Source organism: Klebsiella sp. A-Nf5 (assembly GCF_002810545.1).
GTDB classification, from domain to species: Bacteria; Pseudomonadota; Gammaproteobacteria; order Enterobacterales; family Enterobacteriaceae; genus Klebsiella; species Klebsiella variicola.
Genome location: NZ_PIOG01000117.1, coordinates 15,799 through 41,957 on the forward strand (window position 1 = coordinate 15,799; position 26,159 = coordinate 41,957).

Here is a 26,159-nt window from a genome sequence, read left to right on the forward strand (position 1 = left end):
TGGCGGTTAAATTTTATCCGCGTGGTGCATTAGCACGAATTTATCCCACAGCTGTTCTTCACTCTCGACGTGTGCCGGATCTTTCAGGATCGTATTCGGGATCGGGCACACTTTCTGGCAGGTTGGCGTGTCGTAATGACCCACGCACTCGGTGCAGCGGTCGCTGTTAATTTCATAAATGCTATCACCCATCGAAATGGCCTCATTCGGGCACTCCGGTTCGCACATATCGCAGTTGATGCATTTTTTGGTAATTAACAGCGCCATCAGGAAAGTCTCAGAAACAACACAAACAGGGCGGGCATTATACGCCCATTTTCTGCTCAGACCAGCTTTTTCACCAGCGCTTCGCTATGGCTCATACTCAACAATCCCGCTGGACTAAAGATGTACCGGGTACATTTATCAGCTTGATTGTTGTACTCGGTACACTTATGATGATTTTATAATCATCATACGCAGGATGCGGTATGTACACTTTTATTGAGCTGCAGGGTTTCAGTAAACGGCGTCAGGCGCTTCTACCGGATGACGAGTTTCGCGTTTTTCAGGAGATGTTGATTGAGGATCCTGAGGCTGGCGATACCATCGTAGGGACTGGGGGATTTCGAAAAATTCGCTGGAACCGACCGGGGATGGGCAAGCGTGGCGGGGTGAGAATTATTTATTACAATGTGACGCGTAAAGGGCGAATTTATCTGGCATTGGTCTATCCCAAAAATGAGCTGGATGATTTAACGGAAGAACAAAAGAAGATGCTGAAGCAGTTATCCGCTATGCTGGTATCCCGCTGAGGTTCTGTCACTCCCACAAGGCAACGGTGCCAGTTGTGGTGTCCACGAGGGCGATGAGGTACAGATGAAAGACGAGTTATTTGCCGATCTGCTGGCCAGTGCAGAAGAAATGGTAAGAATTGAAAAAGGTGAGCAAACGCCAGAGCCGCAGTATGTTCACACTTTTAGCCCGATTGATGTGAAAGCGATTCGCGAGGCTACCGGCTTAAAACAGCAGGATTTTGCTCTCGCCGTAGGCGTTAGCTATGACTTAGTTAAAAGCTGGGAAACTAAACGGCGCGAGCCAACCGGCGCCCCGAGAAAATTGCTGCTTTTATTACAGCTCAATCCTTTTATTATCAATTACCTTAAAGCAATTTAGATTTTTGATACTCATAATGGGCGTGGCAGTATTTTCTGACGCCCATTTTCTGCTCAGACCAGCTTTTTCACCAGCGCTTCGCTATGGCGAATGCGCTCCGGCGCCCGCTCCAGATCCTGCTGCACCAGCCCCATAAATAGCAGGTCGGTGAGCATCATTTGCGCGCTGGTGGAGGAGATGGCCGCGCTGCGCGTCGCCTGTTCTTCGGCAATGGTATACAGGCAGTGGGTTGCCTGCTGCTGCAGGGCGTTAGGGCTAAAGCCGGTGATCGCCAGGATCTTGCAGCCCACGCGCAGCGCTTCGCCTGCCGCCATATTGATCTCCCGGCGCTCGCCGGAGTAAGAGATCGCCAGCAGCAGATCGTCGCTGGACATGGCCTGCACTGTCGCCAGCAGGGCGTGCATATCCTGCTCAGAAACAGCGTTGATGCCGATCTTCATCAGCTTCCAGCTAAAGTTACGCGCCACCAGACCGGATGCGCCGATGCCGGTGACGATCACCCGCCGGGCGTTTCGCAGGAGCGTGACCGCTTCCCGTAGCGTCTCTTCGGTGTTGACGTCCAGTGAAGCATGCATGGCGGCGACATTGTCTTTAATCAGTTTCTCGCCAACCAGTCGCAGCGGGTCGTCACCGCGAATGTGGTTATGCACCGGGACGGAGTGCGGATCCGGGCTGCTCGCCAGCGCCTCACTGAGGGCCAGCTTCAGCGCCGGAAAGCCTTTGAATCCCAGCTTCTGGGCAAATTTAACCACGCTGGACTGACTCACACCGGCTTCCGCTGCCAGCTGCTGCGAGCTGAGGTGCCGGGTCTCATCGGGCTGGCTCAGAATATAATCGGCCAACTTTTTGTCGCTCGCCGCCAGGGTGGGATAGCGCTGACGAATACGCGTTAAACAGTTCATTGGAGCTCCGCTGGAGCCGTCCGGCTCGTGACTGACAGAATTTTTATTCGATTATAAGGGGTATACCACGAATTAAAAATTCTTGAGCCACAATTTTTCCTTAGCCTGCTACTTTAATTCTTCCTTAACGGCAGGGGATGTTTTCCCTCTTCGCGGCGTAAGGCTGTTAAGCTTAACCTAACGAGAAGCGAGTCCTGACATAAGGAGGCAGTTTGCAGCACAATGAACGGAAAGTGGTGTTTTTCGATCTGGATGGAACCTTGCATCAGCAGGATATGTTCGGCAGTTTCCTGCGCTACCTGCTGCGTAATCTGCCGCTAAACCTGCTGCTGGTGGTGCCGATGGTGCCAGTGATCCTTGTCGGTCTGGCGGTTTGTGGGCGGGCGGCGCGCTGGCCGATGAGTCTCCTGTTGTGGGCATCAACCTTTGGCCGTCGTGAGGCGGTACTGAAGCGACTGGAAGCGGAATTTGTCGGCTGGTTTCGCCATCATGTGACGGCGTTTCCGGTGGTTCATGCGCGGCTCACGGCGTACCTGACCAGCACCGATGCCGACGTCTGGTTGATCACCGGCTCGCCGCAGTCGCTGGTGGAGCAGGTCTATCGCGATACCCTCTGGCTGCCACGGGTCAATCTGATTGCCAGTCGCACCGCGCGCCGCAGGGGCGGCTGGGTATTGACCCTGCGCTGCCTGGGGCATGAAAAAGTGGTGCAACTGGAGAAAAAGATTGGCGCGCCGCTGCGGCTGTACAGCGGCTATAGCGACAGTGAGCAGGACAACCCGTTGCTCGGCTTTTGCCAGCATCGCTGGCGGGTAACGCCTCAGGGAGAGCTCCAGCAGCTGGAGTAATAGTGTGTAATTGATAGCGCCCATGTATAATGCGCCCCGCTTTTTCTGCTGGAGTGGCCGCTGTGTCTGACCTCGAAATCAATGATGAATACTGGATGCGTCATGCCCTGACGCTGGCAAAGCGCGCCTGGGAAGAGGGCGAGGTGCCGGTGGGCGCGGTGCTGGTGCATAACAACCAGGTCATCGGCGAGGGCTGGAACCGGCCGATCGGCCGTCACGACCCCACCGCTCACGCGGAAATTATGGCTTTACGCCAGGGCGGGCTGGTGCTGCAAAACTACCGCCTGATCGACGCCACGCTGTACGTGACTCTGGAGCCTTGCGTCATGTGCGCTGGCGCCATGGTGCACAGCCGCATCGCCCGTCTGGTCTTTGGCGCCCGCGATGCCAAGACCGGCGCCGCCGGCTCGCTGATAGATGTCCTGCACCATCCGGGAATGAATCATCGGGTTGAAATAAGCGAAGGCGTGCTGGCGGAGTCCTGCTCTACCATGCTGAGCGACTTCTTTCGCTGGCGGCGGGAAGAGAAAAAAGCGCTGAAGAAAGCCCGGGAGCAGACCGGAGAAGGTTAATACAGGTGGCCGGGGAGTTTTAACCGGGCATTATCCATCTGCTTATCGGCGCGAAACTTGAAAAAGGGCAGTGTAGTCTCCTGCGGCTGTTCGAGTTCATTCGGCAGCACGGCCGGGTAATCCTCAGCCAGGGCCAGCGTTTGCTGTTGCTGGCGCTCCTTCTCTGACAAATAGCCGACAAGGCTTATCTGATATTTGCGGATGTTTTCCACATAGGCGTAGGCCTCATGGCCGCGCGCATAGCCGTATTTAAGTTTGCTGTAATAAGGCTTCTGGCTCAGCAGGGGTAAACGCAGCTTAACGTCTGCCCAGCTGTTGGGATTGCCTTTTTGTTTGCGGGTGAGCGCCATGGCGTCCAGCATATGGGCATAGCCCATATTGTAAGCAGCCAGCGCAAACCAGATGCGTTCGTCTTTCGGGATCGAATCCGGCACTTTATCCATCATATCCTGCAAATAGCGCATGCCGCCGTCGATACTCTGCGCCGCATCGGTCCGGTCAGTCAGCCCCAGGCTTTGCGCGGTATTGCGCGTCAGCATCATCATGCCGCGCACGCCGGTGGGGGAGGTGGCCTGCGGATCCCAGTGGGATTCCTGCCAGGCGATCGCGGCCAACAGGCGCCAGTCAATCTCGCGGGCGTACTTTTCAAACAGCGGCTGCACGTCCGGTAGAATATTCTCCACTGCACGGAGGAAGGTGCGGGTGTCGACGTAATCGAAGTCGTTACCGTGGCCGAGGTATTTTTCCTCCAGGCGTGCCAGCGTGCCGTCTTCATTAATGTTATTGAAGAAATCAAGCATCGCCGCCGACAGCGAATTATCTTCGCCCCGGGCGCTAAACCAGGTGACCGGCTGTTCGTCGGTGATATCCAGGGCTACCGCCAGCTCCGGATGGACGCGCTGAAACAGGCTGACGGCCACCGAGTCGGCGACGGTGTAATCGAGTTTGCCGTCAATCACCGCCTGCATCAGGGCCGTGGTACCGCGCTTCTCGTCCACACGCCAGGCAAGATCCGGGTATTTCTCCGCTTTTAAGGCCTGCAGGTCGTTGATCGCCACGTGACCCGGAGCGATGGTGAGCTGCTCGGCGGTCAGCGACGCGAGAGTGCGTGGCCGGATATTACCGACACGATAGACCAGCTGTTGGGAAACAGAATAGTAGGTGGGGCCGGCCTGGTAGTTTTTCACCCGCTCCTGGTTATAGACCAGACCGGCGGCCAGCATATCGGCCTGACCGTCGTCGAGGTCGTCAAACAGCTGGCTGATGTTCTGCCGGACGGTTACCTTAAGCGTTACGCCCAGGTAGTCAGCAAACTGTTTCGCCAGTTCATAATCCAGACCGAACGTTTTATTGTTCATGGTGGCGAAGGTCATCGGCGAGTTGATGGTGCTGATGCGCAGCTCGCCGCGAGCGATAATGCCCGCCACCCGGTTCTCGGGTTTGCCGGACCAGGGGATTGACGGCCACAGGGCCGCCGCCAGCAAAAGGGTGACAATGCCGATCAGCAGATAATTAATCTTTAATTTTTTCAGAGCGTTAATCTTCTGCAGCTTCAAGTTCCTCAGCAGGCGATGTCCGGAAAAAACGCAAGGTTGTCGTTGAATGAGCGGCATTCTGCTTAAGAATGCGCCAGTTGGCAACTTATTCGCGATGGTCGTCACATTTATTGATAAAGCTGATGAATCATTTTATTTCTACGCAAACGGTTTCGTCGGGGCGCAGGATTCACTATAATGACGCCCGTTTCCCCCCCTGGCTCACCCTGAAAGCTTCGAAGACGAGAGACTTATGATGGAAATTTTGCGTGGTTCACCTGCACTGTCGGCATTCCGTATCAATAAACTGCTGGCACGATTTCAGGCGGCCAACCTTCCGGTAAGCGCCATATATGCCGAGTATATTCATTTTGCCGATCTGAACGCTCCGCTGAGCGCTGACGATCGCGAGCGCCTGGCGCGACTGCTTCAGTATGGCCCGAGCTTAAATAGCCATACCCCGACCGGTAAATTACTGCTCGTGACCCCTCGCCCTGGCACCATCTCTCCCTGGTCTTCTAAAGCTACCGATATCGCTCACAACTGCGGTCTGACTCAGGTCGTGCGCCTGGAGCGCGGCGTGGCGTATTACGTTGAAGCCTCAACCCTGACCGAAGCACAGTGGACCGCCGTGGCGGCGGAACTGCACGACCGCATGATGGAGAGCGTCTTCGACGCCCTGGAAGCGGGCGAGACGCTGTTTGCCCACCATCAGCCGACGCCGGTCACCAGCGTTGACCTGCTGGGCGAGGGCCGCCAGGCGCTGATTGACGCCAACCTCCGTCTGGGGCTGGCGCTGGCAGATGACGAAATTGACTACCTGCAGGATGCGTTTACCCGTCTGGGCCGCAATCCGAACGATATTGAGCTGTATATGTTCGCCCAGGCGAACTCTGAGCATTGCCGCCACAAGATTTTCAACGCCGACTGGATCATCGACGGCGAACAGCAGCCGAAGTCGCTGTTCAAAATGATCAAAAACACCTTCGAAAAAACGCCGGACTACGTCCTGTCGGCCTATAAAGACAATGCCGCAGTGATGGAAGGGTCTGAAGTGGGGCGCTATTTTGCTGACCACCAGACCGGGCGCTACGACTTCCATCAGGAGCCGGCGCACATTCTGATGAAGGTGGAAACCCATAACCACCCGACGGCCATCTCTCCATGGCCGGGCGCGGCAACCGGCTCCGGCGGCGAAATCCGTGATGAAGGCGCCACCGGCCGCGGCGCGAAGCCGAAAGCGGGCCTGGTGGGTTTCTCGGTTTCCAACCTGCGTATTCCGGGCTTCGAGCAGCCGTGGGAAGAAGATTTCGGTAAACCGGACCGCATTGTCACGGCCCTGGACATCATGACCGAAGGCCCGCTGGGCGGCGCGGCGTTTAACAACGAGTTTGGTCGTCCGGCGCTGAACGGCTACTTCCGCACCTATGAAGAGAAAGTCACCAGCCACAATGGCGAAGAGCTGCGCGGCTACCACAAACCGATCATGCTGGCCGGCGGTATCGGCAACATCCGCGGCGAGCATGTGCAGAAGGGCGAGATTACCGTCGGGGCGAAGCTGATCGTGCTGGGCGGCCCGGCGATGAACATCGGCCTCGGCGGCGGCGCGGCGTCTTCTATGGCCTCCGGCCAGTCCGATGCCGACCTCGATTTCGCCTCCGTACAGCGTGACAACCCGGAAATGGAACGCCGCTGTCAGGAAGTGATCGACCGCTGCTGGCAGCTGGGCGACGCCAACCCGATCCTCTTTATCCACGATGTTGGCGCGGGCGGTCTCTCCAACGCCATGCCGGAGCTGGTGAGCGACGGCGGCCGCGGCGGTAAATTCCAGCTGCGCGATATTCTCAGCGATGAGCCAGGGATGAGCCCGCTGGAGATCTGGTGTAACGAATCGCAGGAACGTTATGTCCTGGCGGTCGCGCCGGAGCAACTGCCGCTGTTCGACGAACTGTGCCGCCGCGAACGCGCGCCTTATGCCGTTATCGGCGAAGCTACCGCTGAGCAGCACCTGAGCCTGAGCGACAGCCACTTTAACGATCAGCCGATCGACCTGCCGCTGGACGTCCTGCTCGGCAAAACGCCGAAAATGACCCGCGACGTGCAGACCCTGAAAGCTCAGGGCAGCGCGCTGGATCGCCAACCGATTACCCTTGCCGATGCGGTAAATCGCGTTCTGCATCTGCCGACGGTGGCCGAGAAAACCTTCCTCGTGACCATCGGCGACCGTACGGTGACCGGCATGGTCGCCCGCGACCAGATGGTCGGCCCGTGGCAGATCCCGGTGGCCAACTGCGCGGTAACCACCGCCAGCCTCGACAGCTACTACGGTGAAGCGATGGCGATGGGCGAGCGCGCCCCGGTTGCCCTGCTGGACTTCGCGGCCTCTGGCCGTCTGGCCGTCGGTGAAGCGCTGACCAACATCGCCGCCACGCAGATTGGCGAGCTGAACCGCGTGAAGCTGTCGGCTAACTGGATGGCCGCCGCTGGCCACCCGGGCGAAGACGCTGGCCTGTATGAGGCAGTGAAAGCGGTCGGCGAAGAGCTGTGTCCGGCGCTGGGCCTGACCATTCCAGTCGGCAAAGACTCGATGTCGATGAAAACCCGCTGGCAGGAAGGCAGCGAGCAGCGCGAGATGACCTCCCCGCTGTCGCTGGTGATCTCCGCCTTTGCCCGTGTCGAAGATGTTCGTCATACCGTCACGCCGCAGCTTTCTACAGAAGATAACGCTCTGCTGCTGATCGACCTCGGTAAAGGCCACAACGCGCTGGGCGCGACGGCCCTGGCGCAGGTCTATCGCCAGCTCGGCGACAAGCCAGCTGATGTGCGTGATGTTGCTCAGCTGAAAGGCTTCTGGGATGCGATGCAGGCTCTGGTGGCGCAGCGTAAACTGCTGGCCTACCACGACCGCTCCGATGGCGGCCTGCTGGTGACCCTGGCGGAAATGGCCTTTACCGGCCACTGTGGCCTGGAAGCAGATATCGCCGCGCTGGGCGACGACCGTCTGGCCGCGCTGTTCAACGAAGAGCTGGGGGCGGTGATCCAGGTACGTGCCGTAGACCGTGAGGCGGTGGAAGCCATTCTGGCGGTTAACGGTCTGGCAGACTGCGTGCATTACCTCGGTACAGCGGTTGAGGGCGATCGCTTTGTGCTGACTGCCAACGGTCAGACGGTGTTTAGCGAAAGCCGTACCACGCTGCGTATGTGGTGGGCGGAAACCACCTGGCAGATGCAGCGCCTACGTGACAACCCGGCCTGCGCCGATCAGGAGCACGAGGCGAAAGCCAATGACGCCGACCCGGGCCTCAATGTGAAGCTTTCGTTTGATATTAATGACGACGTTGCGGCGCCGTACATTGTCACCGGCGCGCGTCCGAAAGTGGCCGTCCTGCGCGAGCAGGGGGTGAACTCCCACGTTGAAATGGCGGCAGCCTTCCATCGCGCCGGCTTTGACGCCATCGACGTGCATATGAGCGACCTGCTGGCGGGCCGCACCGGTCTGGGTGATTTCCATGCCCTGGTGGCCTGCGGCGGCTTCTCCTACGGCGACGTGCTGGGCGCGGGTGAAGGCTGGGCGAAGTCGATTCTGTTCAACGAGCGCGTGCGCGATGAGTTCGCGACGTTCTTCCACCGTCCGCAGACCCTGGCGCTCGGCGTGTGCAACGGCTGTCAGATGATGTCCAACCTGCGTGAACTGATCCCGGGCAGCGACCTCTGGCCGCGCTTTGTGCGTAACCAGTCTGACCGCTTCGAAGCGCGCTTTAGCCTGGTGGAAGTGACGCAAAGCCCATCCCTGCTGCTGGAAGGCATGGTTGGCTCACGGATGCCGATTGCGGTCTCCCACGGCGAAGGTCAGGTGGAAGTGCGCGACAGCGCGCATCTGGCCCAGCTGGAGAGCAAAGGTCTGGTGGCGTTGCGCTTCGTGGATAATTTCGGCAAAGTGACCGAAACCTATCCGGCGAACCCGAACGGTTCCCCGAACGGTATCACCGCGGTGACCAGCGAAAGCGGGCGCGCGACCATCATGATGCCGCACCCGGAACGCGTCTTCCGCACCGTAAGCAACTCCTGGCACCCGGAGAACTGGGGCGAGGACAGCCCGTGGATGCGTATCTTCCGTAACGCGCGTAAACAGCTGGGTTAATCTCCCCGCAGCGTGTCACGCGGACGTATCGGCCCCCTGCTCAGGCAGGGGGCTTTTTTTATCTGTGATGGCCGGCACGCCAGGGTGTCGGGAATTGCCGACAACCGCTATGTTATGGTGTCTCTAATAGGAGACATTTAAGTTATTGATTTAATTGATGAGTGATTAAGCGCTTATTTAGCGTCGTCAATTGGCGACAGTGTGAATAAAAAGCGCACAGCTCTGATTGGGTGATGATATTGAACTAATATCATAAATATCAGTGTGTTAATAAAATGTTTTGAAAGATGGCATAGTTCATGCATAATATTAACCAGTGGCTCATTCACCTTCTTATGTCAGCCCCTTCGGGACGCGCTACATAAACTTCGAATGACGCACAAACAGGTGCCTGCCGTCCAACTCCTGATAATAGCCTGGCTTTATCAGACATCGGGCGAAACGTCGAGTAAGGCACCGCCTCATTCCTGAACAAAGCCAGGCCTTGCGCCTGGCTTTGTTGTTTCTGCGGCGCAGCAGTCAGCGGTAGCCCTTTTCTCTGGCGCGCTCCTCAGTTAGCATCGACCAGAGCTAATGATTGAGACAACATCCTTGAAGCGACTCTCTCTTTTTCCCCGTTCGCTGCGTCAGCTGGTGACGCTCTCCTTTGTGCTGATCCTGCTGCCGTTACTGGTGCTGGCATGGCAGGCCTGGCAGAGCCTGAATGCCCTTAGCGCCCAGGCGGCGCATATCAACCGCACTACGCTGGTCGATGCCCGACGCAGCGAGGCGATGATCAATGCCGCGCTGGAGATGGAGCGCAGCTATCGCCAGTACTGCGTGCTGGACGATCCGACGCTGGCGCGGGTGTATCAGAATCAGCGACAGCGCTACAGCCAGATGCTGGATGCCCATGCCGGCGTGCTACCGGACGAGAAACTCTGGCAGGCGTTGCGTCAGGACGTCAGCGATCTGGCGCAGTTGCAATGTAAAAATAGCGGCCCCGATGCCCAGGCGGCCGCCAGACTGGAAGTTTTCGCCAGCAATAACAGCGATATGGTGCAGGCGACCCGGGCAGTCGTCTATTCCCGCGGCCAGCAGCTGCAGCAGGAGATTGCCGAACGCGGCCAGTTTTTCGGCTGGCAGGCGTTGGTGCTGTTTCTGCTGAGCCTGGCGCTGGTGCTGCTCTTCACCCGCATGATTATCGGCCCGGTGAAAGGCATAGAAAGAATGATCAATCAGCTGGGGGCAGGGAAGTCGCTGGACGACGCCGCATTGTTTACCGGCCCGCGCGAGCTGCGCTCGGTGGGCAAGCGCATCATCTGGCTCAGCGAACGCCTGGCGTGGCTGGAGTCGCAGCGGCATCAATTTCTTCGTCATCTGTCGCATGAGCTGAAAACCCCGCTGGCCAGTATGCGTGAAGGTACCGAGCTGTTGGCCGACCGGGTCGCCGGGCCACTGACCCCTGAGCAGCAGGAGATCGTCGAGATCCTCGACAGCAGTAGTCGTAACCTGCAAAAGCTGATTGAACAGTTGCTGGACTACAACCGAAAACAGGCCGACGGGCCGGTGACACGCGAAGAAGTGGACCTGGTGGAACTGGTGGAAAACGTCGTGGCGGCGCACAGCCTGCCCGCGCGGGCTAAACTGATGCATACTGAACTGACGCTGCAGGCGCGGCGTTGCCTGGCAGAGCCTGCGCTATTGATAAGCGTAATGGATAATCTCTACTCCAATGCGGTGCACTATGGCGCTGAATCCGGTAACATCCGTATCCACAGCTACCGGCACGGAGAGCAGGTGCGTATTGATGTCGCCAACAGCGGCGAACCGATCCCGGCCGCGGAAAAGAATATGATTTTCGAGCCTTTTTACCAGGGGAGTCACCAGCGTAAAGGGGCCGTTAAGGGCAGTGGGCTGGGGTTGAGTATCGCCCGCGACTGCGTCCGGCAGATGCAAGGGGAGCTCAGCTTAGTTGACGCGCCCGCTGGGCAGGTCTGTTTTCGCATTACGCTTCCCTCAGCGCCGGAATAATCCAACTTATGAATCGATATCGGGGAACTATGTCCCAATTCCTGGCCTGGCGCCGTTCCCTTCGCGGATGGCTGCTTTCAGGCATTGCTTGTCTGACGCTGGCGGGGTGTTCCGCCGGCTTTTCACCGCATACGGCGGAAGGTACCGCCGCCTCCGGGCAGGCGCAGCATCAGGTGGCCGATTTTGTCGCGGTAGACTGCGCGGACATCTGGGCGCACAGCAGCGATGCCAGCGACAAAAATCCCCTCTACTGGCTGCGGGGCATTGACTGTGCCGATCGCCTCGCACCGGCGCAGGCGCGGGCGGAGGCGAAACGCCATACCGACGATAGCTGGCAGGACGCGTTCCGTCGCGGCATCCTGCTTGCTGATGCCAAAATTACTCCCGACGAGCGTCGCGACCTGGTGGCGCGTCTCGATACCTTCAGCCCGCAAATCGCCGTTCAGGTCCGCCCGCTGTATCAGCTCTGGCGCGACGGCCAGACCCGTCAGCTGCAGCTGGTGGAAGAGCGTGCCCGTTACGCGAAGCTTCAGCAGTCCAGCGATAGCGAACTGGAGACGCTGCGACAGCAGGAGCAGGCGCTGCGCGAACAGCTGGAGCTGACCACCCGCAAGCTGGAGAACCTGACGGATATTGAGCGTCAGCTCTCCAGCCGCAAGCCGGGCGGCAATTTCGGCAGCGAAAAAGTGCCGGAGGTGATCCATGACGATCCGTAAACCGGCGCGTTTGCTGCTGGTGGATGACGATCCGGGACTGTTGAAGCTGCTGGGCATGCGCCTGATCAGCGAAGGCTACAGCGTGGTCACCGCCGAGAGCGGGCCGGAAGCGCTGCGCGTGCTGGGGCGTGAGAAAGTGGATCTGGTGATTAGCGATCTGCGGATGGATGAAATGGATGGCCTGCAGCTGTTCAGCGAGATCCAGAAAGGGCTGCCCGGCATGCCGGTGATTATTCTCACCGCCCATGGTTCGATTCCCGACGCCGTGGCCGCGACCCAGCAGGGGGTGTTCAGCTTCCTGACCAAGCCGGTCGATAAAGATGCCTTGTATAAAGCCATTGATGAGGCGCTTGAGCAGCGCTCGCCGGCCACCGACGAAGCCTGGCGCCAGGCGATTGTAACCCGCAGCCCACTGATGCTGCGTCTGCTTGAGCAGGCCGGGATGGTGGCGCAATCGGATGTCAGCGTGCTGATTAACGGCCAGAGCGGGACCGGGAAGGAGATCGTCGCCCAGGCGATCCATAACGCCAGCCCGCGTCATGATAAACCGTTCGTGGCGATCAACTGCGGCGCGCTGCCGGAACAGCTGCTCGAATCCGAACTGTTTGGCCATGCGCGGGGCGCCTTTACCGGCGCGGTCAGTAACCGTGAAGGATTATTCCAGGCCGCTGAGGGTGGTACGCTGTTTCTCGACGAGATCGGTGATATGCCGGTTGCGCTGCAGGTGAAGCTGCTGCGCGTCCTGCAGGAGCGTAAGGTGCGTCCGCTGGGCAGCAACCGCGATATCGAGATCAACGTACGGATCATCTCCGCCACCCACCGCGACCTGCCGAAGGCGATGGCCCGCGGCGAGTTCCGCGAAGATCTGTTTTACCGCCTCAATGTGGTGAATCTGAAGATCCCACCGCTTTCCGAACGGGCTGAGGATATCCCGCTGCTGGCTAATCATTTGCTGCGCCAGTCCGCCGATCGCCATAAGCCGTTTGTGCGGGCGTTTTCCAGCGATGCGATGAAGCGGCTGATGGCCGCCAAGTGGCCGGGTAACGTGCGCCAGCTAGTGAACGTGATCGAGCAGTGTGTGGCCCTGACCTCGTCGCCGGTGATCGGCGACGCGCTGGTGGAGCAGGCGCTGGAAGGAGAGAATACCGCGCTGCCGACCTTCGTGGAGGCGCGTAATCAGTTTGAGCTGAACTACCTGCGCAAGCTGCTGCAAATTACTAAAGGCAATGTCACCCACGCCGCGCGGATGGCAGGGCGCAACCGCACCGAATTCTATAAACTGCTGTCGCGCCATGAGCTCGACGCCAACGACTTTAAAGAGTAGCTCCGCAACATAGCGCAAGTTATGATACGGTAAGCAACCGGTTACGCGACTAAGACAGGAACACCATGAAAAAGATTGATGCGATTATTAAACCTTTCAAACTGGATGACGTGCGTGAAGCGCTGGCCGAAGTCGGCATCACCGGGATGACGGTGACGGAAGTGAAGGGCTTTGGCCGCCAGAAAGGTCATACCGAGCTGTACCGCGGTGCGGAGTACATGGTGGATTTTCTGCCGAAGGTGAAAATTGAAATCGTGGTGACTGACGATATCGTCGATACCTGCGTCGATACCATCATCCGTACGGCGCAGACCGGCAAGATTGGCGACGGCAAGATCTTTGTCTTCGACGTCGCGCGGGTCATTCGTATCCGTACCGGTGAAGAAGACGACGCGGCGATTTAACTCTCGCCGCTCGCTGCAGTATTGCCGGGTGACGCTGCGCTTACCCGGCCTACAAATCCCCGCGTCGTCGGGGCTTACAGGACCTTATGCGGGCCGAAACATTCGTAATGAATGTTGTCTTTATTAACCCCTAATTCTACCAGCAGCTTCGCTGCAAACTGCATAAACGCTACCGGGCCGCAGAGATAGAACTGCATCTGCGGGTCGCGAATATTGTCCGCCACTGCCGCTAAATCCATCAAACCTTCGCTATCAAAACGTCCAGTCTGACGGTCGGCTTCGCTCGGGTTGCGATACCACACGTGAGAGGTAAACGCCGGCAGCGCCGCGCCAAGCGCACTCACTTCATCGGCAAAGGCGTGAACGTCGCCATTTTCCGCCGCATGGAACCAGTTCACCTGACCCTGATGACCGCTCTTCGCCAGCGCATCCAGCATCGCCAGCATCGGCGTTTGCCCGACGCCGCCGGAGAGCAGGGTGACCGGCGTCTGCGGTTCAACGTTAAGGAAGAAGTCCCCCGCCGGCGCGGCTAAATAGACCACATCGCCTTCGCTGGCATGGTTATGCAGCCAGCTGGAAACCTGACCGCCGTCCTCACGTTTTACCGCGATGCGGTAGCCTTTGCCGTCTGCTTTGCGGGTTAAAGAGTATTGACGAATTTCCTGATATTCGAAGCCTTCCGGTTTCAGCCAGATGGCCAGGTACTGCCCCGGCTGGTAATCGGCGACCGGCTGGCCGTCGACCGGCGCCAGTTCAAAGCTGGTGATGAGCTGGCTACGCGGGGTTTTCTTCACGATGCGGAACGCGCGGGTCCCTTCCCAACCGCCGGTTTTACTGGCGTTTTGCTGATAAATCTCGGCTTCGCGGCCGATAAAGACGTTCGCCAGCACGCCGTAAGCTTTCCCCCAGGCATCAAGCACTTCCTGACCCGGGCTGAACATTTCATCGAGGGTCGCCAGCAGATGGCTGCCAACGATGTTGTACTGCTCCGGTTTGATCTGGAAGCTGGTGTGTTTCTGGGCGATTTTTTCCACCGCCGGCAGCAGGGCGGGCAGGTTATCGATATTGCTGGCGTAGGCGGCAATGGCGTTGAATAACGCTTCGCGCTGATCGCCGTTGCGCTGGTTGCTCATGTTGAAGATCTCTTTGAGCTCCGGATTATGCGCAAACATACGATCGTAGAAATGGGCGGTGAGCTTTGGGCCGGTCTCTACCAGCAGGGGGATGGTGGCTTTGACCGTGGCGATGGTTTGAGCGTCGAGCATAGCGTGCTTCCTTGTGTGTTATCTTATTGATGCATTTTAAATGCATCTTATAGAAATAACCCTGCTATGTAAATGGTTCTTTAACACTTAGCCCCGATGCCGTTACAACATGAAGAATTTGCATCACAAACCTGAAAAGAAATCCGTTGATAATGAGAGAGACGTTATTGCTCAAAGCCTTGTATCATGCGGAGCCAATCGTTTGCGTAAAATCCTTTGTCAAGACCTGTTATCACAGAATGATTAGGTTATACTGTGGGCCGTTGTCCAATCGGACCGCCTTTTTAGGCCGAAATTTTATTGTTAGCTGAGTCAGGAGATGCGGATGTTAAAGCGTGAAATGAACATTGCCGATTATGATGCCGAACTGTGGCAGGCTATGGAGCAGGAAAAAGTACGTCAGGAAGAGCACATCGAACTGATCGCCTCCGAAAACTACACCAGTCCGCGCGTCATGCAGGCGCAGGGCTCTCAGCTGACCAACAAATATGCTGAAGGGTATCCGGGCAAGCGTTACTACGGCGGCTGTGAATATGTCGACGTGGTTGAGCAACTGGCTATCGACCGCGCGAAAGAACTGTTCGGCGCTGACTATGCTAACGTCCAGCCGCACTCCGGCTCTCAGGCTAACTTTGCGGTCTACACCGCGCTGCTGCAGCCGGGTGATACCGTGCTCGGTATGAACCTGGCGCAAGGCGGCCACCTGACTCACGGCTCCCCGGTTAACTTCTCCGGCAAACTGTACAACATCATCCCTTACGGTATTGATGAGTCCGGTAAAATTGACTATGACGACATGGCGAAGCAGGCTCAGGAACACAAACCGAAGATGATCATCGGTGGTTTCTCGGCTTACTCCGGTATCGTTGACTGGGCAAAAATGCGTGAAATCGCCGACAGCATCGGCGCCTACCTGTTCGTCGATATGGCGCACGTGGCTGGCCTGATTGCCGCGGGTGTGTATCCGAACCCGGTTCCGCATGCTCACGTTGTGACCACCACCACCCACAAAACCCTGGCGGGTCCGCGCGGCGGCCTGATTCTGGCGAAAGGCGGTAGCGAAGAGCTGTACAAAAAACTGAACTCTGCCGTGTTCCCAAGCGCGCAGGGCGGCCCGCTGATGCACGTTATCGCGGCGAAAGCGGTGGCGCTGAAAGAAGCGATGGAGCCAGAGTTCAAAGTTTACCAGCAGCAGGTTGCGAAAAACGCGAAAGCGATGGTGGAAGTGTTCCTGAGCCGCGGTTACAAAGTGGTTTCTGGCGGAACTGAGAACCACCTGTTCCTGCTGGACCTGGTGGATAAAAACCTGACCGGTAAAGAAGCTGACGCCGCCCTGGGCCGCGCCAACATCACCGTGAACAAAAACAGCGTGCCGAACGATCCGAAGAGCCCGTTCGTGACTTCCGGTATCCGTATCGGTTCTCCGGCTGTGACTCGCCGCGGCTTTAAAGAAGCGGAAGTCAAAGAGCTGGCTGGCTGGATGTGTGACGTGCTGGACAATATCAATGACGAAGCCGTCATTGAACGTGTGAAAGGCAAAGTGCTGGATATCTGCGCACGTTTCCCGGTTTATGCGTAAGCGTTAACGTTGCAATAAAAAAGGCCGCGATTGCGGCCTTTTTTGTGTCTGCCGATTAGCGGCGGTCGAGCGAAATCGCGCCGGGGCCGGTAATCGCCAGCAGCAGAAAAGCGCCGGCAATACTGACGTTTTTCCAGAAATTAATCATGTTCGGCAATACCGCATCGCCGGTCATATCCCAGTAATGATGGCCAATCACCGCCGTACCCAGCGTATAAAAAATAAAGATGACCGCCAGCGGGCGGGTGAAAAAGCCCAGCACAATTAAGATCGCCGCAGGGACCTCCATAATCACAGCGATAATCGCCGCCAGCGTCGGCATTGGCGCGCCGGAGGCGGCCATGTACTGCACCGTGCCGCCAAAGCCCAACAGTTTCGGATAACCAAAAAGAATAAACAGGACCACCACGGCGATGCGGGCGATGAGCAGCAGCAAGGAGCGGGAAGCGCCAAAATCAAAATAGCGGAGTGTGTTCATAATCAGCTCGTTATGAGAGAAGTGTGATCTAAACGTAATACACAAATTTGCCCGCCGCCACGGTGAGAAAATAATAATGTTGCGCTTCGTTTCATCAGGATTTGGCTGCGGGGTTGCTCGCACTTTGATGCCCGGTTATCGGATTTTATTTATACAACCGGCGATGGGATGGTGCTCGCTCTGTGATGTGCGTCACGATTTAAAGACAAATGTACTCAACTTCCATATAGAGAGTGAGACACCGGTTTACTCAAGATGGGGTTTATCGCCAGACTGTCGCCACCATTCGGGAGGAAATCATGGTCTTGCACTCCACGCGCTGGCTGGCGCTCAGTTATTTCACCTACTTTTTTAGCTACGGTATTTTTCTGCCCTTCTGGAGCGTCTGGCTGGCAGGCAACGGATTAACGCCGGAAACCATCGGCCTGTTGCTTGGCGCCGGCCTGGTGGCCCGTTTTCTTGGGAGCCTGCTGATTGCCCCGCGGGTCAGCGACCCCTCCCGGCTCATTGCCGCGTTGCGCGTGCTGGCCCTGTTAACCTTGCTTTTCGCGCTGGCCTTCTGGGCCGGCAGCCACGTGGCATGGCTGCTGGCGGTCATCATCGGCTTCAACCTGTTCTTTTCGCCGCTGGTGCCGCTGACGGATGCCCTGGCCAATACCTGGCAAAAGCAGATCACCATGGACTATGGCCGGGTGCGGCTATGGGGCTCCATTGCCTTCGTTATTGGTTCGGCGCTGACTGGCAAGCTGGTGAGTCTGTTTGACTACCGGGCGATCCTGCTGATGTTAAGCCTGGGGACTGCCTCGATGCTGCTCGGTATGTTGCTTAAGCCGTCGGTGATGCCCCAGGGGGAGTCGCGCCAGCAACAGGGGGCCGGACTGACGGCCTGGCTGACGCTGGTGCGCCAGAGCTGGCGCTTTCTCGCCTGCGTCTGTTTGCTGCAGGGGGCGCACGCCGCGTACTACGGCTTTAGCGCCATCTACTGGCAGCAGGCCGGCTATTCTGCCTCGGCGGTCGGTTATCTATGGTCGTTAGGTGTGGTGGCGGAAGTGGTGATCTTCGCGTTGAGTAAAAAGGTGTTCCGCCGCTTCAGCGCGCGCGACCTGCTGCTGCTCTCCGCCGTCTGCGGACTGATCCGATGGACGCTAATGGGCTGGACCACGGCGCTGCCGGGACTCATCCTTGCGCAGATCCTTCACTGCGGCACCTTCACGGTGTGTCATCTGGCGGCGATGCGCTATATCGCCGCCCGTCAGGGCAGCGAAGTGATCCGCCTGCAGGCCGTCTACTCCGCGGTGGCGATGGGCGGGAGTATTGCCATCATGACCGTCTTCGCCGGTTTCCTCTATCAGCACCTGCACCAGGGCGTGTTCTGGGTGATGGCCCTGCTGACGATCCCGGCGCTGGTTATCCGGCCAAAAACAGTGGCGGCCTAGTCTTCGAGCATCGCGCAGATATGCTGCTGCTGGCGTTCAGTGAAGCAGTTTTCCGCGTGGATCAGCGGCGGCGAAAACAGCGGTAGCGCCGTCGCATAAGGGGTGACGATAAGCGTCACCCCTTTGGGCGCACCTTCTTTCTGAAAGCGCTGCACGCTCTGGTATTTGATATTCAGCGGCAGCAGCGTGAGTTCGCGCAATTGCTGTTCCAGGGCCTCTTCTATAGCCGGGTTGTCATCGGTCAGCAACAGCACCTGCTTCTCGTGCAGATCGCTTTTCTGCATCAGCCAGGCGCCAAAGATCACCGCGATTAAGCCGGTCTCTTCCTCATTAAAACGGATATGCCAGGCCTCCTCGAATTCGCTCAATGCCGCCTGGGTAGTGCGCAGTAAGCGAGGATAGAGTCGACTCACTTCCTCCGTGAGCGTGCTGTCGATGCCGATGGCAAACACGCTGCGGATCAACGCCTGCGATAAATGAATATAGAGTTGATCGCTCAGCCCCTGCTCATCACTGAAAGCCCTGCCGGCGATGACCTGGAAGCGATGGATCAGGCCGGAGATAGCCAGCCGCAGGCGGCGATCGTGCGGGTGACCGTCGCGGACCGGGTCGGGGGTTTTGAGCAACATAAACAGCAGCGAGAGGAAGAAGGGCTCCCCAACATGCGGCGGAGCGCCGACCCGACGCTGCCAGTGGCGGACAATCTCCTGCGCCAGGGTAAACTCGGCGGCGGTCTGGGCCCAGCGCTGCTGTTCATCATTGAAGTCCGGAGAGTATCCCCGGTGATGCTCGAGCAGACAGTACTGCAGATACAGGCGCAGAAACTGGACATCGCGGCAGTCAAACTGACGATTGAGTGCCCGCGCGCAGCGGTTCACCAGCGCCTGCAGGTTGGTATCATCGTATAAGGTGCGGGCAATGCCTTCCTGTTTAAGCTGCGTTTTCAGGGCCGGGGTAAAATGATGGTTAACGAATTGGGGGCAGAGGCGCAGCCCCCGCCGCAGCGCATGCAGCAGGCATAAACGTTGGTCGAGCGCGGCGCCTTCAATCCGATAGCTGCCGTCCACCTGTGACCGGAGAGTCAAACGGTGGTAACGCTGAATTTCGCGTCCGGTCTCCTCAATATCCTGCCGGGCCGTGGACTCATCAACGAGGTTGATCCTGCCAAGCCGTTCAGTCGTCACCGACTGCCCGGGCAGATAAAACATCAGGAGCACCTGGCTACGGCGCTGTGGACTGGAAAGCGCAGATGGTGGTTCAATGACGGTCATCATCTGGTAAGTTCCAGTTAGGGTTTTCGCTAAGAATAGACAATGGCAGAGGCGGGGGCAGGGCGAAACGCCCGCTTTAGCTCAGGATTGCTGGTGAAGTTCACAGAATTTTTCACGTGAGGAACAGATGAACAGAGTGAAACAATGCACCAGCGCGGCGTTTTTCATGGTTTTATCATTTTCAGCCGCCGCGCATCCGCATAGCTTCATTAGTTTGCAGAGCGAGCCGGTGGTCAAAGACGGTCTGCTGAGCGGGTTTAAAATGCGCTGGACCATGGATGAAATTACTTCATCGGATCTGCTCTATGATGCCGGTAACGCCAAACCGGGCAGCGAAGTATGGAAAAAGCTGGCGGCGGAGGTGATGGCCAACGTGCTCGGCCAGCACTATTTCAGCGAGCTGTGGCACAACGGCCAGCGGGTGAAATTTGAAAATCGTCCCGACGGCTATGGCCTCGAGCGTGACGGACTGCAGGCGGTACTGACCTTTATGCTGCCGCTGGCGACGCCGCAACCTGTTGCCGGGCAGACGTTTACCTTTTCCACCTTTGACCCGACCTACTACGTCGACATGTTTTATGACAAGGATAGCGATTTTTCCCTGCCCGCCGCGCTGCGGGCCGCCTGTAAGGCAACGGTGATGACGCCAAAACCGAACGACAAAATGCTCTCGTACGCCCAGTCGCTGGATAAAGCGGATGCGCCGCCGGAGGATATGGCGCTGGGCAGCTATTTTGCTCAGAAGGTGACCCTGACATGTCAGTAATTATTACCCCGCGCGCGCGATCCTCGCGCTGGAAAGCGCTGTGGCCGCTGGCGCTGTTGCTGGCTGTGAGCATCATCGGCGGCATGTGGCTGTGGCGGGCGTGGCCGCTGGTGCTGATGCAGAGCACGGTCTGGCAGCGCTCGTTGAATCTGGAACTCAGCCACCTGCTGCAGGCGGTGGCGGAGAACCCGGCAGCGGCGGGCCTGTCGCTGCTCGGGTTCAGTTTCGTTTATGGTGTGCTGCATGCTTTAGGGCCCGGCCACGGCAAAATTGTCATAACTACCTGGCTCGCCACCCATCCCTCGAAGCTGAAATCGAGCATTAACCTGACGCTGGCCGCCTCTTTATTACAGGGGCTGGTGGCCATCGTGCTGGTGGTCGTGGTGCTGGCGCTGCTGCAGCTGCCGGCGCGCCAGCTGCATCTCAGCAGTTTCTGGCTGGAGAAGGGCAGCTATCTGCTGGTTGGCGCATTAGGCTTGCTGCTGTGCTGGCGGGCGTTGAAAAAGCTGTATCGGCTGCTGAGCCGGCCAAGGTTTACCGCTTTTACCCCGCATCATGTGCATCATGACCACTGCGGTTGCGGCCACCAGCATCTCCCGGCGCCGGATCAGCTTCAGAGCGGCGACGACTGGCGGGCACGCGCCGCGATCGTCCTGTCGATGGGCATGCGCCCCTGCTCGGGAGCGATCATGGTGCTGCTGTTCAGCAAGGTGATCGGGGTGTTCAGTTGGGGAATGGCGGCGGCGCTGGCGATGGCGGCGGGAACCTCATTAACCATCACCGCGCTGGCGTTGCTGGTGCACAGTTTTCGTCAGCTGGCGGTGAAGCTGGGTCAGCACCAGGCGCCGCCGCTGTGGCGTCAGGTGGGCTGGCTGACGCTGGCGCTGGCCGGCGGCGTGATTTTGCTGGCGGCGGCAGGAGTGATGTGGTTCACCGCGGTCCCGGCCGGCGGTGGGATCCGCCCGTTTTAGTCAGACGCCGGGCGCAAATCCGAAAGTGGGCGCCTGTGCTTGCCGCTGGTGAAGCGATGCTCTAGTTTTCCGCTTTTCGGCGGATGACAAGGAGTCGCTATGGCCGCAAATATCGTTTCTCCCGCGCAGAGCGGGCGGTTTTATTATGGCTTCGCCGGTGCCGCCGGGCTGCTGGCGGGGCTGGCGATCGTCTACTGGTTTCCGGTGCTGGCCAGCTGGTGGCCGTCAGATCTGGTGCGCGTCTACCACGCCATGTCGTATGTCATGGGATTCGGGGTGTCGCGCATCGGGGATATCCCGCTGGTGGCCTACGCCACCTTAACGCTGTCGGGTTTCGTCATGGCTTTTTGCCATCCCGGGCACAGTAAACTGCCCCATTGTTGCCTGGGCCGTGCATAATCAGCCCTCGCCGCGGGAAATGGTCGACTGGATCCTGCGCAGCTGGATATTGCAGTTCGGTTTCCTGGTGATCATTTTCTGGCGTTTCGCTTTTATGGGGAAGTTGACCAGCTATCGGCTGATGCAGATCGTGGGCATCTTTAACGACGTCTGCTATCTGGCCACGCTGGTGCTGGCTGGAATACTGCTGCGCGATAGCTGGCGCGGCGTTAAAGGCGTTTCCGCATCGGCAAGCAATATTCGCATTCCGCTGATCTTTGCCCTGAGCTTTTATCTGCCGTTTCAGCTGGTGTGGATCTTACTCAGTGCGCAACAGTTCGAGTTGCCGCTGTGGGGATGGCTGCTGCTGATCCCGGCGATGGTCGGCGTGCTGTTAGCTCGACTGGCGACGGTGGGAATAGCGCTGTGCCTCCGGCACTGGCTGGGGCCGCAGGGCTGCCTGCGCTGGCGCGGACCGCTGGCCTTGTTTAGCGGCCTGACGGTGCTGTGCATCGGCGGCAATGCGGTGATTCGCCAGATCCTCAACATGATAAAATGACATAAAAAAAGGAAGCCGCGGCTTCCTTTTTGACATCAGTAAGAGATTAACGCTTCAGCGCATCGCTCAGCTGCTCACGCATATTCGCCAGCATCGCTTTCACCACGCGCGGGTTACCGGCAACGATGTTGCCTGTCAGCAGGTAGTTATGGCCACCGGTGAAGTCGCAAACGATAGCGCCTGCTTCACGAGCGATCAGCTCGCCTGCGGCGAAATCCCAGGGTTTCAGGGCGATTTCAAAGTAACCATCAACGCGGCCAGCGGCAACGTAGGCCAGATCCAGCGCGGCGGAGCCGGTGCGACGGAAGTCGGCGCACTCGGTAAACAGGTTGCCAAGAATATTCATGTAAGTGGTCGCGTGCTGCTTCGCTTTGAACGGGAAGCCGGTAGCGATGATGGTGCCGTCGAGGTCGCGAGCGTTGCTGCCGCGCAGACGGTAGCCGTTCAGCTGTGCGCCCTGGCCGCGGGTCGCGGTGAACAGTTCGTTACGCATGGGATCGTAAACCACCGCGACTTCAGTACGGCCTTTGATGCGTACGGCGATGGAAACAGAGAAGTGCGGCAGACGTTTAACGAAGTTGGTGGTGCCATCCAGTGGATCGATAACCCATTGAACATCCTGATCTTCACCAGCGTGTTCACCGCTTTCTTCGGTGATAATGGTGTGCTGCGGGTAAGATTTGCGAATGGTTTCGATAATAATCGCTTCGGCGGCTTTATCGACGTTGGTCACAAAATCATTGCTGCCTTTCTGGCTGGTTTCTACGGTGTCTGGCGTTTCGTAGTGCTTGGCAATTAAATTACCCGCCTTGCGCGCTGCGCGCACGGCGATGTTCAGCATCGGATGCATCGGTCTCTCTCACTGGATGTTAAAGAACGGGAAAAAACGGCGCATATAATAACAGCGAAATCTGCTTATGTCTCCGTTTTATGGTAGCATGCCCGAATAATCTTTAGCCGAAGAACCATAATGCTGCAAAATATTCGAATCGTACTGGTAGAAACCTCCCACACCGGCAATATGGGCTCTGTAGCCCGCGCGATGAAAACCATGGGCTTAACTAACCTGTGGCTGGTCAACCCGCTGGTCAAACCCGACTCACAGGCGATAGCCCTCGCCGCGGGTGCCAGCGATGTGATCGGCAATGCGCAGATCGTCGATACCCTTGATGAAGCCCTGGCGGGCTGCAGCCTGGTGGTGGGTACCAGCGCGCGCTCCCGCACACTGCCGTGGCCAATGCTCGATCCGCGCGAATGCGGCCTGAAAAGCGTCGCCGAGGGTCAGCATGCGCCGGTGGCGCTGGTCTTTGGCCGCGAACGCGTTGGCCTGACCAACGAAGAGCTGCAGAAGTGCCACTACCACGTGGCGATCGCCGCGAACCCGGAGTACAGCTCGTTGAACCTGGCGATGGCGGTGCAGGTTATTGCTTATGAAGTGCGGATGGCCTGGCTGGCGACGCAGGAGCAGGCGCAGCCGTCGGTTGACCATGAAGAGGCGCCGTACCCGCTGGTGGACGATCTGGAGCGTTTCTACGGCCATCTTGAGCAGACGCTGCTGGCGACGGGCTTCATCCGCCCGAATCATCCGGGGCAGGTGATGAACAAGCTGCGTCGTCTGTTCACCCGCGCGCGTCCGGAAAGCCAGGAGCTGAACATCCTGCGCGGGATGCTGGCGTCTATTGAGCAGCAGAATAAAGGTAAGTAAGCGTGTTAACGCCGGATGGCGTTTCGCTTATCCGGCCTACGAATCTACATCGCTGTTGTAGCCCGGGAGCGGCTCTAAATCAATAACGGCACGGAAAGCCAAATACCTGACTAAAACAGTCAAGTAAATAGTTGACCAAATTACTCGGGAATGTCAGACTTGCCCCTGCTATGCAATACCCATATTAATAAAAAGCCCGGCCAGGGGCGAGTTTGAGGTTAAGTAAGACATGAGACTGACATCTAAAGGGCGTTATGCCGTGACCGCGATGCTTGACGTTGCGCTCAACTCTGAAACGGGCCCGGTACCGTTGGCAGATATTTCAGAGCGTCAGGGAATTTCGCTTTCCTATCTGGAACAGCTGTTCTCTCGCCTGCGTAAAAATGGCCTGGTTTCCAGCGTTCGTGGTCCAGGTGGTGGTTATCTGTTAGGTAAAGATGCCAGCAGCATCGCCGTTGGCGAAGTGATCAGCGCGGTAGACGAATCCGTTGACGCGACCCGTTGCCAGGGCAAAGGCGGCTGTCAGGGCGGCGATAAATGCCTGACTCACGCGCTGTGGCGCGATTTGAGCGAACGCCTGACCGGCTTCCTGAACAATATCACCCTGGGTGAACTGGTGAATAACCAGGAAATCCTTGATGTGTCCGGTCGTCAGCATCAGCACGAAACCCAGCGCAATGCGCGCACCCAGGACGCGATCGACGTTAAACTGCGCGCCTGAGTGACCCGTCCCGTTTCGGACTGCCGCTGACAGGGCGAGGCAGCACGAAACGGTCGGGACAACGATTATAAAGAGCTTTCAGAATCAGGCCGGGATGCTCCAACATTCCGTGTACTCGGTCGTACATCAAGCCGGTTGCCTGATTCCTTGCATTGAGTGATGTACGGAGTTTAAGAGCAATGAAATTACCGATTTATCTCGATTACTCCGCAACCACGCCGGTGGACCCGCGTGTTGCCGAGAAAATGATGCAGTTCCTGACCATGGACGGGACCTTTGGTAACCCGGCCTCCCGTTCTCACCGTTTTGGCTGGCAGGCTGAAGAGGCGGTTGATATCGCCCGCAATCAGATTGCCGAGCTGGTCGGTGCCGACCCGCGCGAAATCGTCTTTACCTCTGGTGCGACTGAATCCGACAACCTGGCGATCAAGGGTGCAGCCAACTTTTATCAGAAAAAAGGCAAGCACATCATCACCAGCAAAACCGAGCATAAAGCGGTTCTGGATACCTGCCGTCAGCTGGAGCGTGAAGGCTTCGAGGTGACCTACCTGGCGCCGCAACGCAACGGGATTATCGATCTCAAAGAGCTGGAAGCGGCGATGCGTGACGACACCATCCTGGTTTCCATCATGCATGTGAATAACGAAATCGGCGTGGTGCAGGATATCGCTACCATCGGCGAGATGTGTCGCGCCCGCGGTATCATTTACCACGTAGACGCCACCCAGAGCGTGGGCAAGCTGCCTATCGATCTGAGCCAGCTGAAGGTGGACCTGATGTCCTTCTCCGGCCACAAAATCTACGGTCCGAAAGGCATTGGCGCGCTGTATGTTCGCCGTAAGCCGCGTATTCGTATCGAAGCGCAAATCCACGGCGGCGGCCACGAGCGCGGTATGCGTTCTGGTACTCTGCCTGTTCACCAGATCGTCGGCATGGGTGAAGCTTACCGTATCGCCAAAGAAGAGATGGAAAGCGAAATGGCGCGTCTGCGCACCCTGCGCAACCGTCTGTGGAACGGCGTGAAGGATATGGAAGAAGTTTATCTCAACGGCGACCTCGAGCAGGGCGCGCCGAACATTCTTAACGTCAGCTTCAACTACGTTGAAGGTGAGTCGCTGATTATGGCGCTGAAAGACCTGGCGGTTTCCTCCGGTTCAGCCTGTACTTCCGCGAGCCTTGAGCCATCCTACGTGCTGCGCGCGTTAGGTATGACTGATGAACTGGCGCACAGCTCTATTCGTTTCTCTTTAGGTCGTTTCACTACCGAAGAAGAGATTGACTACACCATCAATCTGGTTCGCAACTCCATCGGCCGTCTGCGCGACCTTTCTCCGCTGTGGGAAATGTTCAAGCAGGGCGTGGATCTGAACAGTATTGAATGGTCACATCACTAATTCGGCACCGATAAGGAGAATTCAAC

At 57.9% G+C, this 26,159-nt stretch carries 24 protein-coding genes and 1 pseudogene; 18 read left to right on the top strand and 7 right to left on the bottom strand.

Features of this window, described 5'->3' with window-relative positions; all coding sequences use genetic code 11:
- Window positions 1-6: 6 nt before the first annotated feature.
- A complete protein-coding gene (locus CWM53_RS11115) occupies window positions 7-267 on the bottom strand; it encodes a YfhL family 4Fe-4S dicluster ferredoxin (protein WP_004144350.1) in 261 nt (86 codons plus the stop codon).
- Window positions 268-470: 203 nt separating this feature from the next.
- On the opposite strand from CWM53_RS11115, the gene CWM53_RS11120 reads away from it, so the two are divergent.
- Both CWM53_RS11120 and nadS read left to right on the top strand, forming a co-directional pair.
- A complete protein-coding gene (locus CWM53_RS11120) occupies window positions 471-794 on the top strand; it encodes a type II toxin-antitoxin system RelE/ParE family toxin (protein ID WP_074387840.1) in 324 nt (107 codons plus the stop codon).
- A gap of 64 nt (window positions 795-858) precedes the next feature.
- The gene (gene nadS / locus CWM53_RS11125) at window positions 859-1,155 is read left to right on the top strand and encodes a NadS family protein (RefSeq protein ID WP_074387841.1); all 297 of its coding nucleotides are present in this window, start codon (window positions 859-861) and stop codon (window positions 1,153-1,155) included.
- A 53-nt stretch (window positions 1,156-1,208) separates the two neighbouring features.
- Here the strand turns inward: nadS and CWM53_RS11130 are convergent, their stop codons facing one another.
- Window positions 1,209-2,057: a MurR/RpiR family transcriptional regulator gene (locus CWM53_RS11130; protein ID WP_004144349.1), complete on the bottom strand. Its 849-nt coding sequence runs from the start codon at window positions 2,055-2,057 to the stop codon at window positions 1,209-1,211.
- Window positions 2,058-2,269: 212 nt separating this feature from the next.
- Here CWM53_RS11130 and yfhb point away from each other — a divergent pair, with 212 nt between their 5' ends.
- Both yfhb and tadA read left to right on the top strand, forming a co-directional pair.
- Window positions 2,270-2,905, top strand: a complete 636-nt coding sequence (yfhb, locus tag CWM53_RS11135) for a phosphatidylglycerophosphatase C (protein WP_074387842.1) — start codon at window positions 2,270-2,272, stop codon at window positions 2,903-2,905.
- Between the two features lie 62 nt (window positions 2,906-2,967).
- The gene (gene tadA, locus CWM53_RS11140) at window positions 2,968-3,477 is read left to right on the top strand and encodes a tRNA adenosine(34) deaminase TadA (protein WP_210726768.1); all 510 of its coding nucleotides are present in this window, start codon (window positions 2,968-2,970) and stop codon (window positions 3,475-3,477) included.
- On the opposite strand, the gene mltF is transcribed toward tadA, so the two are convergent.
- Window positions 3,474-5,090 (bottom strand): membrane-bound lytic murein transglycosylase MltF, encoded by a 1,617-nt coding sequence (gene mltF, locus CWM53_RS11145; protein WP_074387844.1) that lies wholly within the window; start codon window positions 5,088-5,090, stop codon window positions 3,474-3,476. The genes tadA and mltF overlap by 4 nt on opposite strands.
- Between mltF and CWM53_RS11150 the strand changes: the two genes are divergently transcribed.
- The 6 genes from CWM53_RS11150 to glnB all read left to right on the top strand — a co-directional run bounded on the left by CWM53_RS11150 (window position 5,080) and on the right by glnB (window position 13,610).
- On the top strand, window positions 5,080-5,211 hold the full coding sequence (locus CWM53_RS11150; RefSeq protein ID WP_074387845.1) for a phosphoribosylformyl-glycineamide synthetase: 132 nt from the start codon (window positions 5,080-5,082) through the stop codon (window positions 5,209-5,211). The genes mltF and CWM53_RS11150 overlap by 11 nt on opposite strands.
- 54 nt (window positions 5,212-5,265) lie before the next feature.
- Window positions 5,266-9,153 carry a phosphoribosylformylglycinamidine synthase gene (purL, locus tag CWM53_RS11155; protein WP_100730310.1) on the top strand — a complete coding sequence of 1,296 codons (3,888 nt, stop codon included), beginning with the start codon at window positions 5,266-5,268 and terminating at the stop codon, window positions 9,151-9,153.
- Between the two features lie 591 nt (window positions 9,154-9,744).
- Window positions 9,745-11,166: a sensor histidine kinase gene (locus CWM53_RS11165; RefSeq protein WP_074387847.1), complete on the top strand. Its 1,422-nt coding sequence runs from the start codon at window positions 9,745-9,747 to the stop codon at window positions 11,164-11,166.
- Between the two features lie 29 nt (window positions 11,167-11,195).
- Window positions 11,196-11,882 carry a two-component system QseEF-associated lipoprotein QseG gene (gene qseG / locus CWM53_RS11170; protein WP_012540858.1) on the top strand — a complete coding sequence of 229 codons (687 nt, stop codon included), beginning with the start codon at window positions 11,196-11,198 and terminating at the stop codon, window positions 11,880-11,882.
- Window positions 11,869-13,206, top strand: a complete 1,338-nt coding sequence (glrR, locus tag CWM53_RS11175) for a two-component system response regulator GlrR (RefSeq protein WP_100730309.1) — start codon at window positions 11,869-11,871, stop codon at window positions 13,204-13,206. Before qseG ends, glrR begins: the two co-directional genes overlap by 14 nt.
- A gap of 65 nt (window positions 13,207-13,271) precedes the next feature.
- A complete protein-coding gene (glnB, locus tag CWM53_RS11180; protein ID WP_002914032.1) occupies window positions 13,272-13,610 on the top strand; it encodes a nitrogen regulatory protein P-II in 339 nt (112 codons plus the stop codon).
- Between the two features lie 74 nt (window positions 13,611-13,684).
- On the opposite strand, the gene hmpA is transcribed toward glnB, so the two are convergent.
- Window positions 13,685-14,875, bottom strand: coding sequence for an NO-inducible flavohemoprotein (gene hmpA, locus CWM53_RS11185; RefSeq protein WP_100730308.1), 1,191 nt, complete (start codon window positions 14,873-14,875; stop codon window positions 13,685-13,687).
- A 325-nt stretch (window positions 14,876-15,200) separates the two neighbouring features.
- On the opposite strand from hmpA, the gene glyA reads away from it, so the two are divergent.
- Window positions 15,201-16,454, top strand: coding sequence for a serine hydroxymethyltransferase (gene glyA / locus CWM53_RS11190; RefSeq protein ID WP_061153655.1), 1,254 nt, complete (start codon window positions 15,201-15,203; stop codon window positions 16,452-16,454).
- A 55-nt stretch (window positions 16,455-16,509) separates the two neighbouring features.
- Here the strand turns inward: glyA and CWM53_RS11195 are convergent, their stop codons facing one another.
- Complete coding sequence (locus CWM53_RS11195) at window positions 16,510-16,932, bottom strand: DoxX family protein (RefSeq protein ID WP_012540860.1); 423 nt, start codon at window positions 16,930-16,932, stop codon at window positions 16,510-16,512.
- 299 nt (window positions 16,933-17,231) lie between these two features.
- On the opposite strand from CWM53_RS11195, the gene CWM53_RS11200 reads away from it, so the two are divergent.
- The gene (locus tag CWM53_RS11200) at window positions 17,232-18,368 is read left to right on the top strand and encodes a 3-phenylpropionate MFS transporter (RefSeq protein WP_074387850.1); all 1,137 of its coding nucleotides are present in this window, start codon (window positions 17,232-17,234) and stop codon (window positions 18,366-18,368) included.
- Here the strand turns inward: CWM53_RS11200 and csiE are convergent.
- Window positions 18,365-19,642, bottom strand: coding sequence for a stationary phase inducible protein CsiE (gene csiE / locus CWM53_RS11205; RefSeq protein ID WP_074387851.1), 1,278 nt, complete (start codon window positions 19,640-19,642; stop codon window positions 18,365-18,367). The genes CWM53_RS11200 and csiE overlap by 4 nt on opposite strands.
- Before the next feature lie 124 nt (window positions 19,643-19,766).
- Here csiE and CWM53_RS11210 point away from each other — a divergent pair, with 124 nt between their 5' ends.
- The 3 genes and pseudogenes from CWM53_RS11210 to CWM53_RS11220 all read left to right on the top strand — a co-directional run bounded on the left by CWM53_RS11210 (window position 19,767) and on the right by CWM53_RS11220 (window position 22,313).
- Entirely contained in the window at window positions 19,767-20,405 is a 639-nt protein-coding gene (locus CWM53_RS11210) for a DUF1007 family protein (protein ID WP_074387852.1), read from the top strand.
- A complete protein-coding gene (locus CWM53_RS11215) occupies window positions 20,396-21,376 on the top strand; it encodes a nickel/cobalt transporter (RefSeq protein WP_100730307.1) in 981 nt (326 codons plus the stop codon). Before CWM53_RS11210 ends, CWM53_RS11215 begins: the two co-directional genes overlap by 10 nt.
- Window positions 21,377-21,475: 99 nt before the next feature.
- Window positions 21,476-22,313 (top strand): annotated as a pseudogene (locus tag CWM53_RS11220) (hypothetical protein).
- Window positions 22,314-22,359: 46 nt separating this feature from the next.
- On the opposite strand, the gene suhB reads toward CWM53_RS11220, so the two are convergent.
- Complete coding sequence (suhB, locus tag CWM53_RS11225; RefSeq protein ID WP_074387855.1) at window positions 22,360-23,163, bottom strand: inositol-1-monophosphatase; 804 nt, start codon at window positions 23,161-23,163, stop codon at window positions 22,360-22,362.
- Between the two features lie 120 nt (window positions 23,164-23,283).
- Between suhB and trmJ the strand changes: the two genes are divergently transcribed.
- The 3 genes from trmJ to iscS all read left to right on the top strand — a co-directional run bounded on the left by trmJ (window position 23,284) and on the right by iscS (window position 26,133).
- Window positions 23,284-24,018, top strand: a complete 735-nt coding sequence (trmJ, locus tag CWM53_RS11230) for a tRNA (cytosine(32)/uridine(32)-2'-O)-methyltransferase TrmJ (protein ID WP_032740250.1) — start codon at window positions 23,284-23,286, stop codon at window positions 24,016-24,018.
- A gap of 229 nt (window positions 24,019-24,247) precedes the next feature.
- Window positions 24,248-24,739: a Fe-S cluster assembly transcriptional regulator IscR gene (gene iscR, locus CWM53_RS11235; protein ID WP_012540866.1), complete on the top strand. Its 492-nt coding sequence runs from the start codon at window positions 24,248-24,250 to the stop codon at window positions 24,737-24,739.
- Window positions 24,740-24,918: 179 nt separating this feature from the next.
- A complete protein-coding gene (gene iscS / locus CWM53_RS11240) occupies window positions 24,919-26,133 on the top strand; it encodes a cysteine desulfurase (protein WP_061153662.1) in 1,215 nt (404 codons plus the stop codon).
- The last annotated feature ends 26 nt before the right edge of the window (window positions 26,134-26,159 follow it).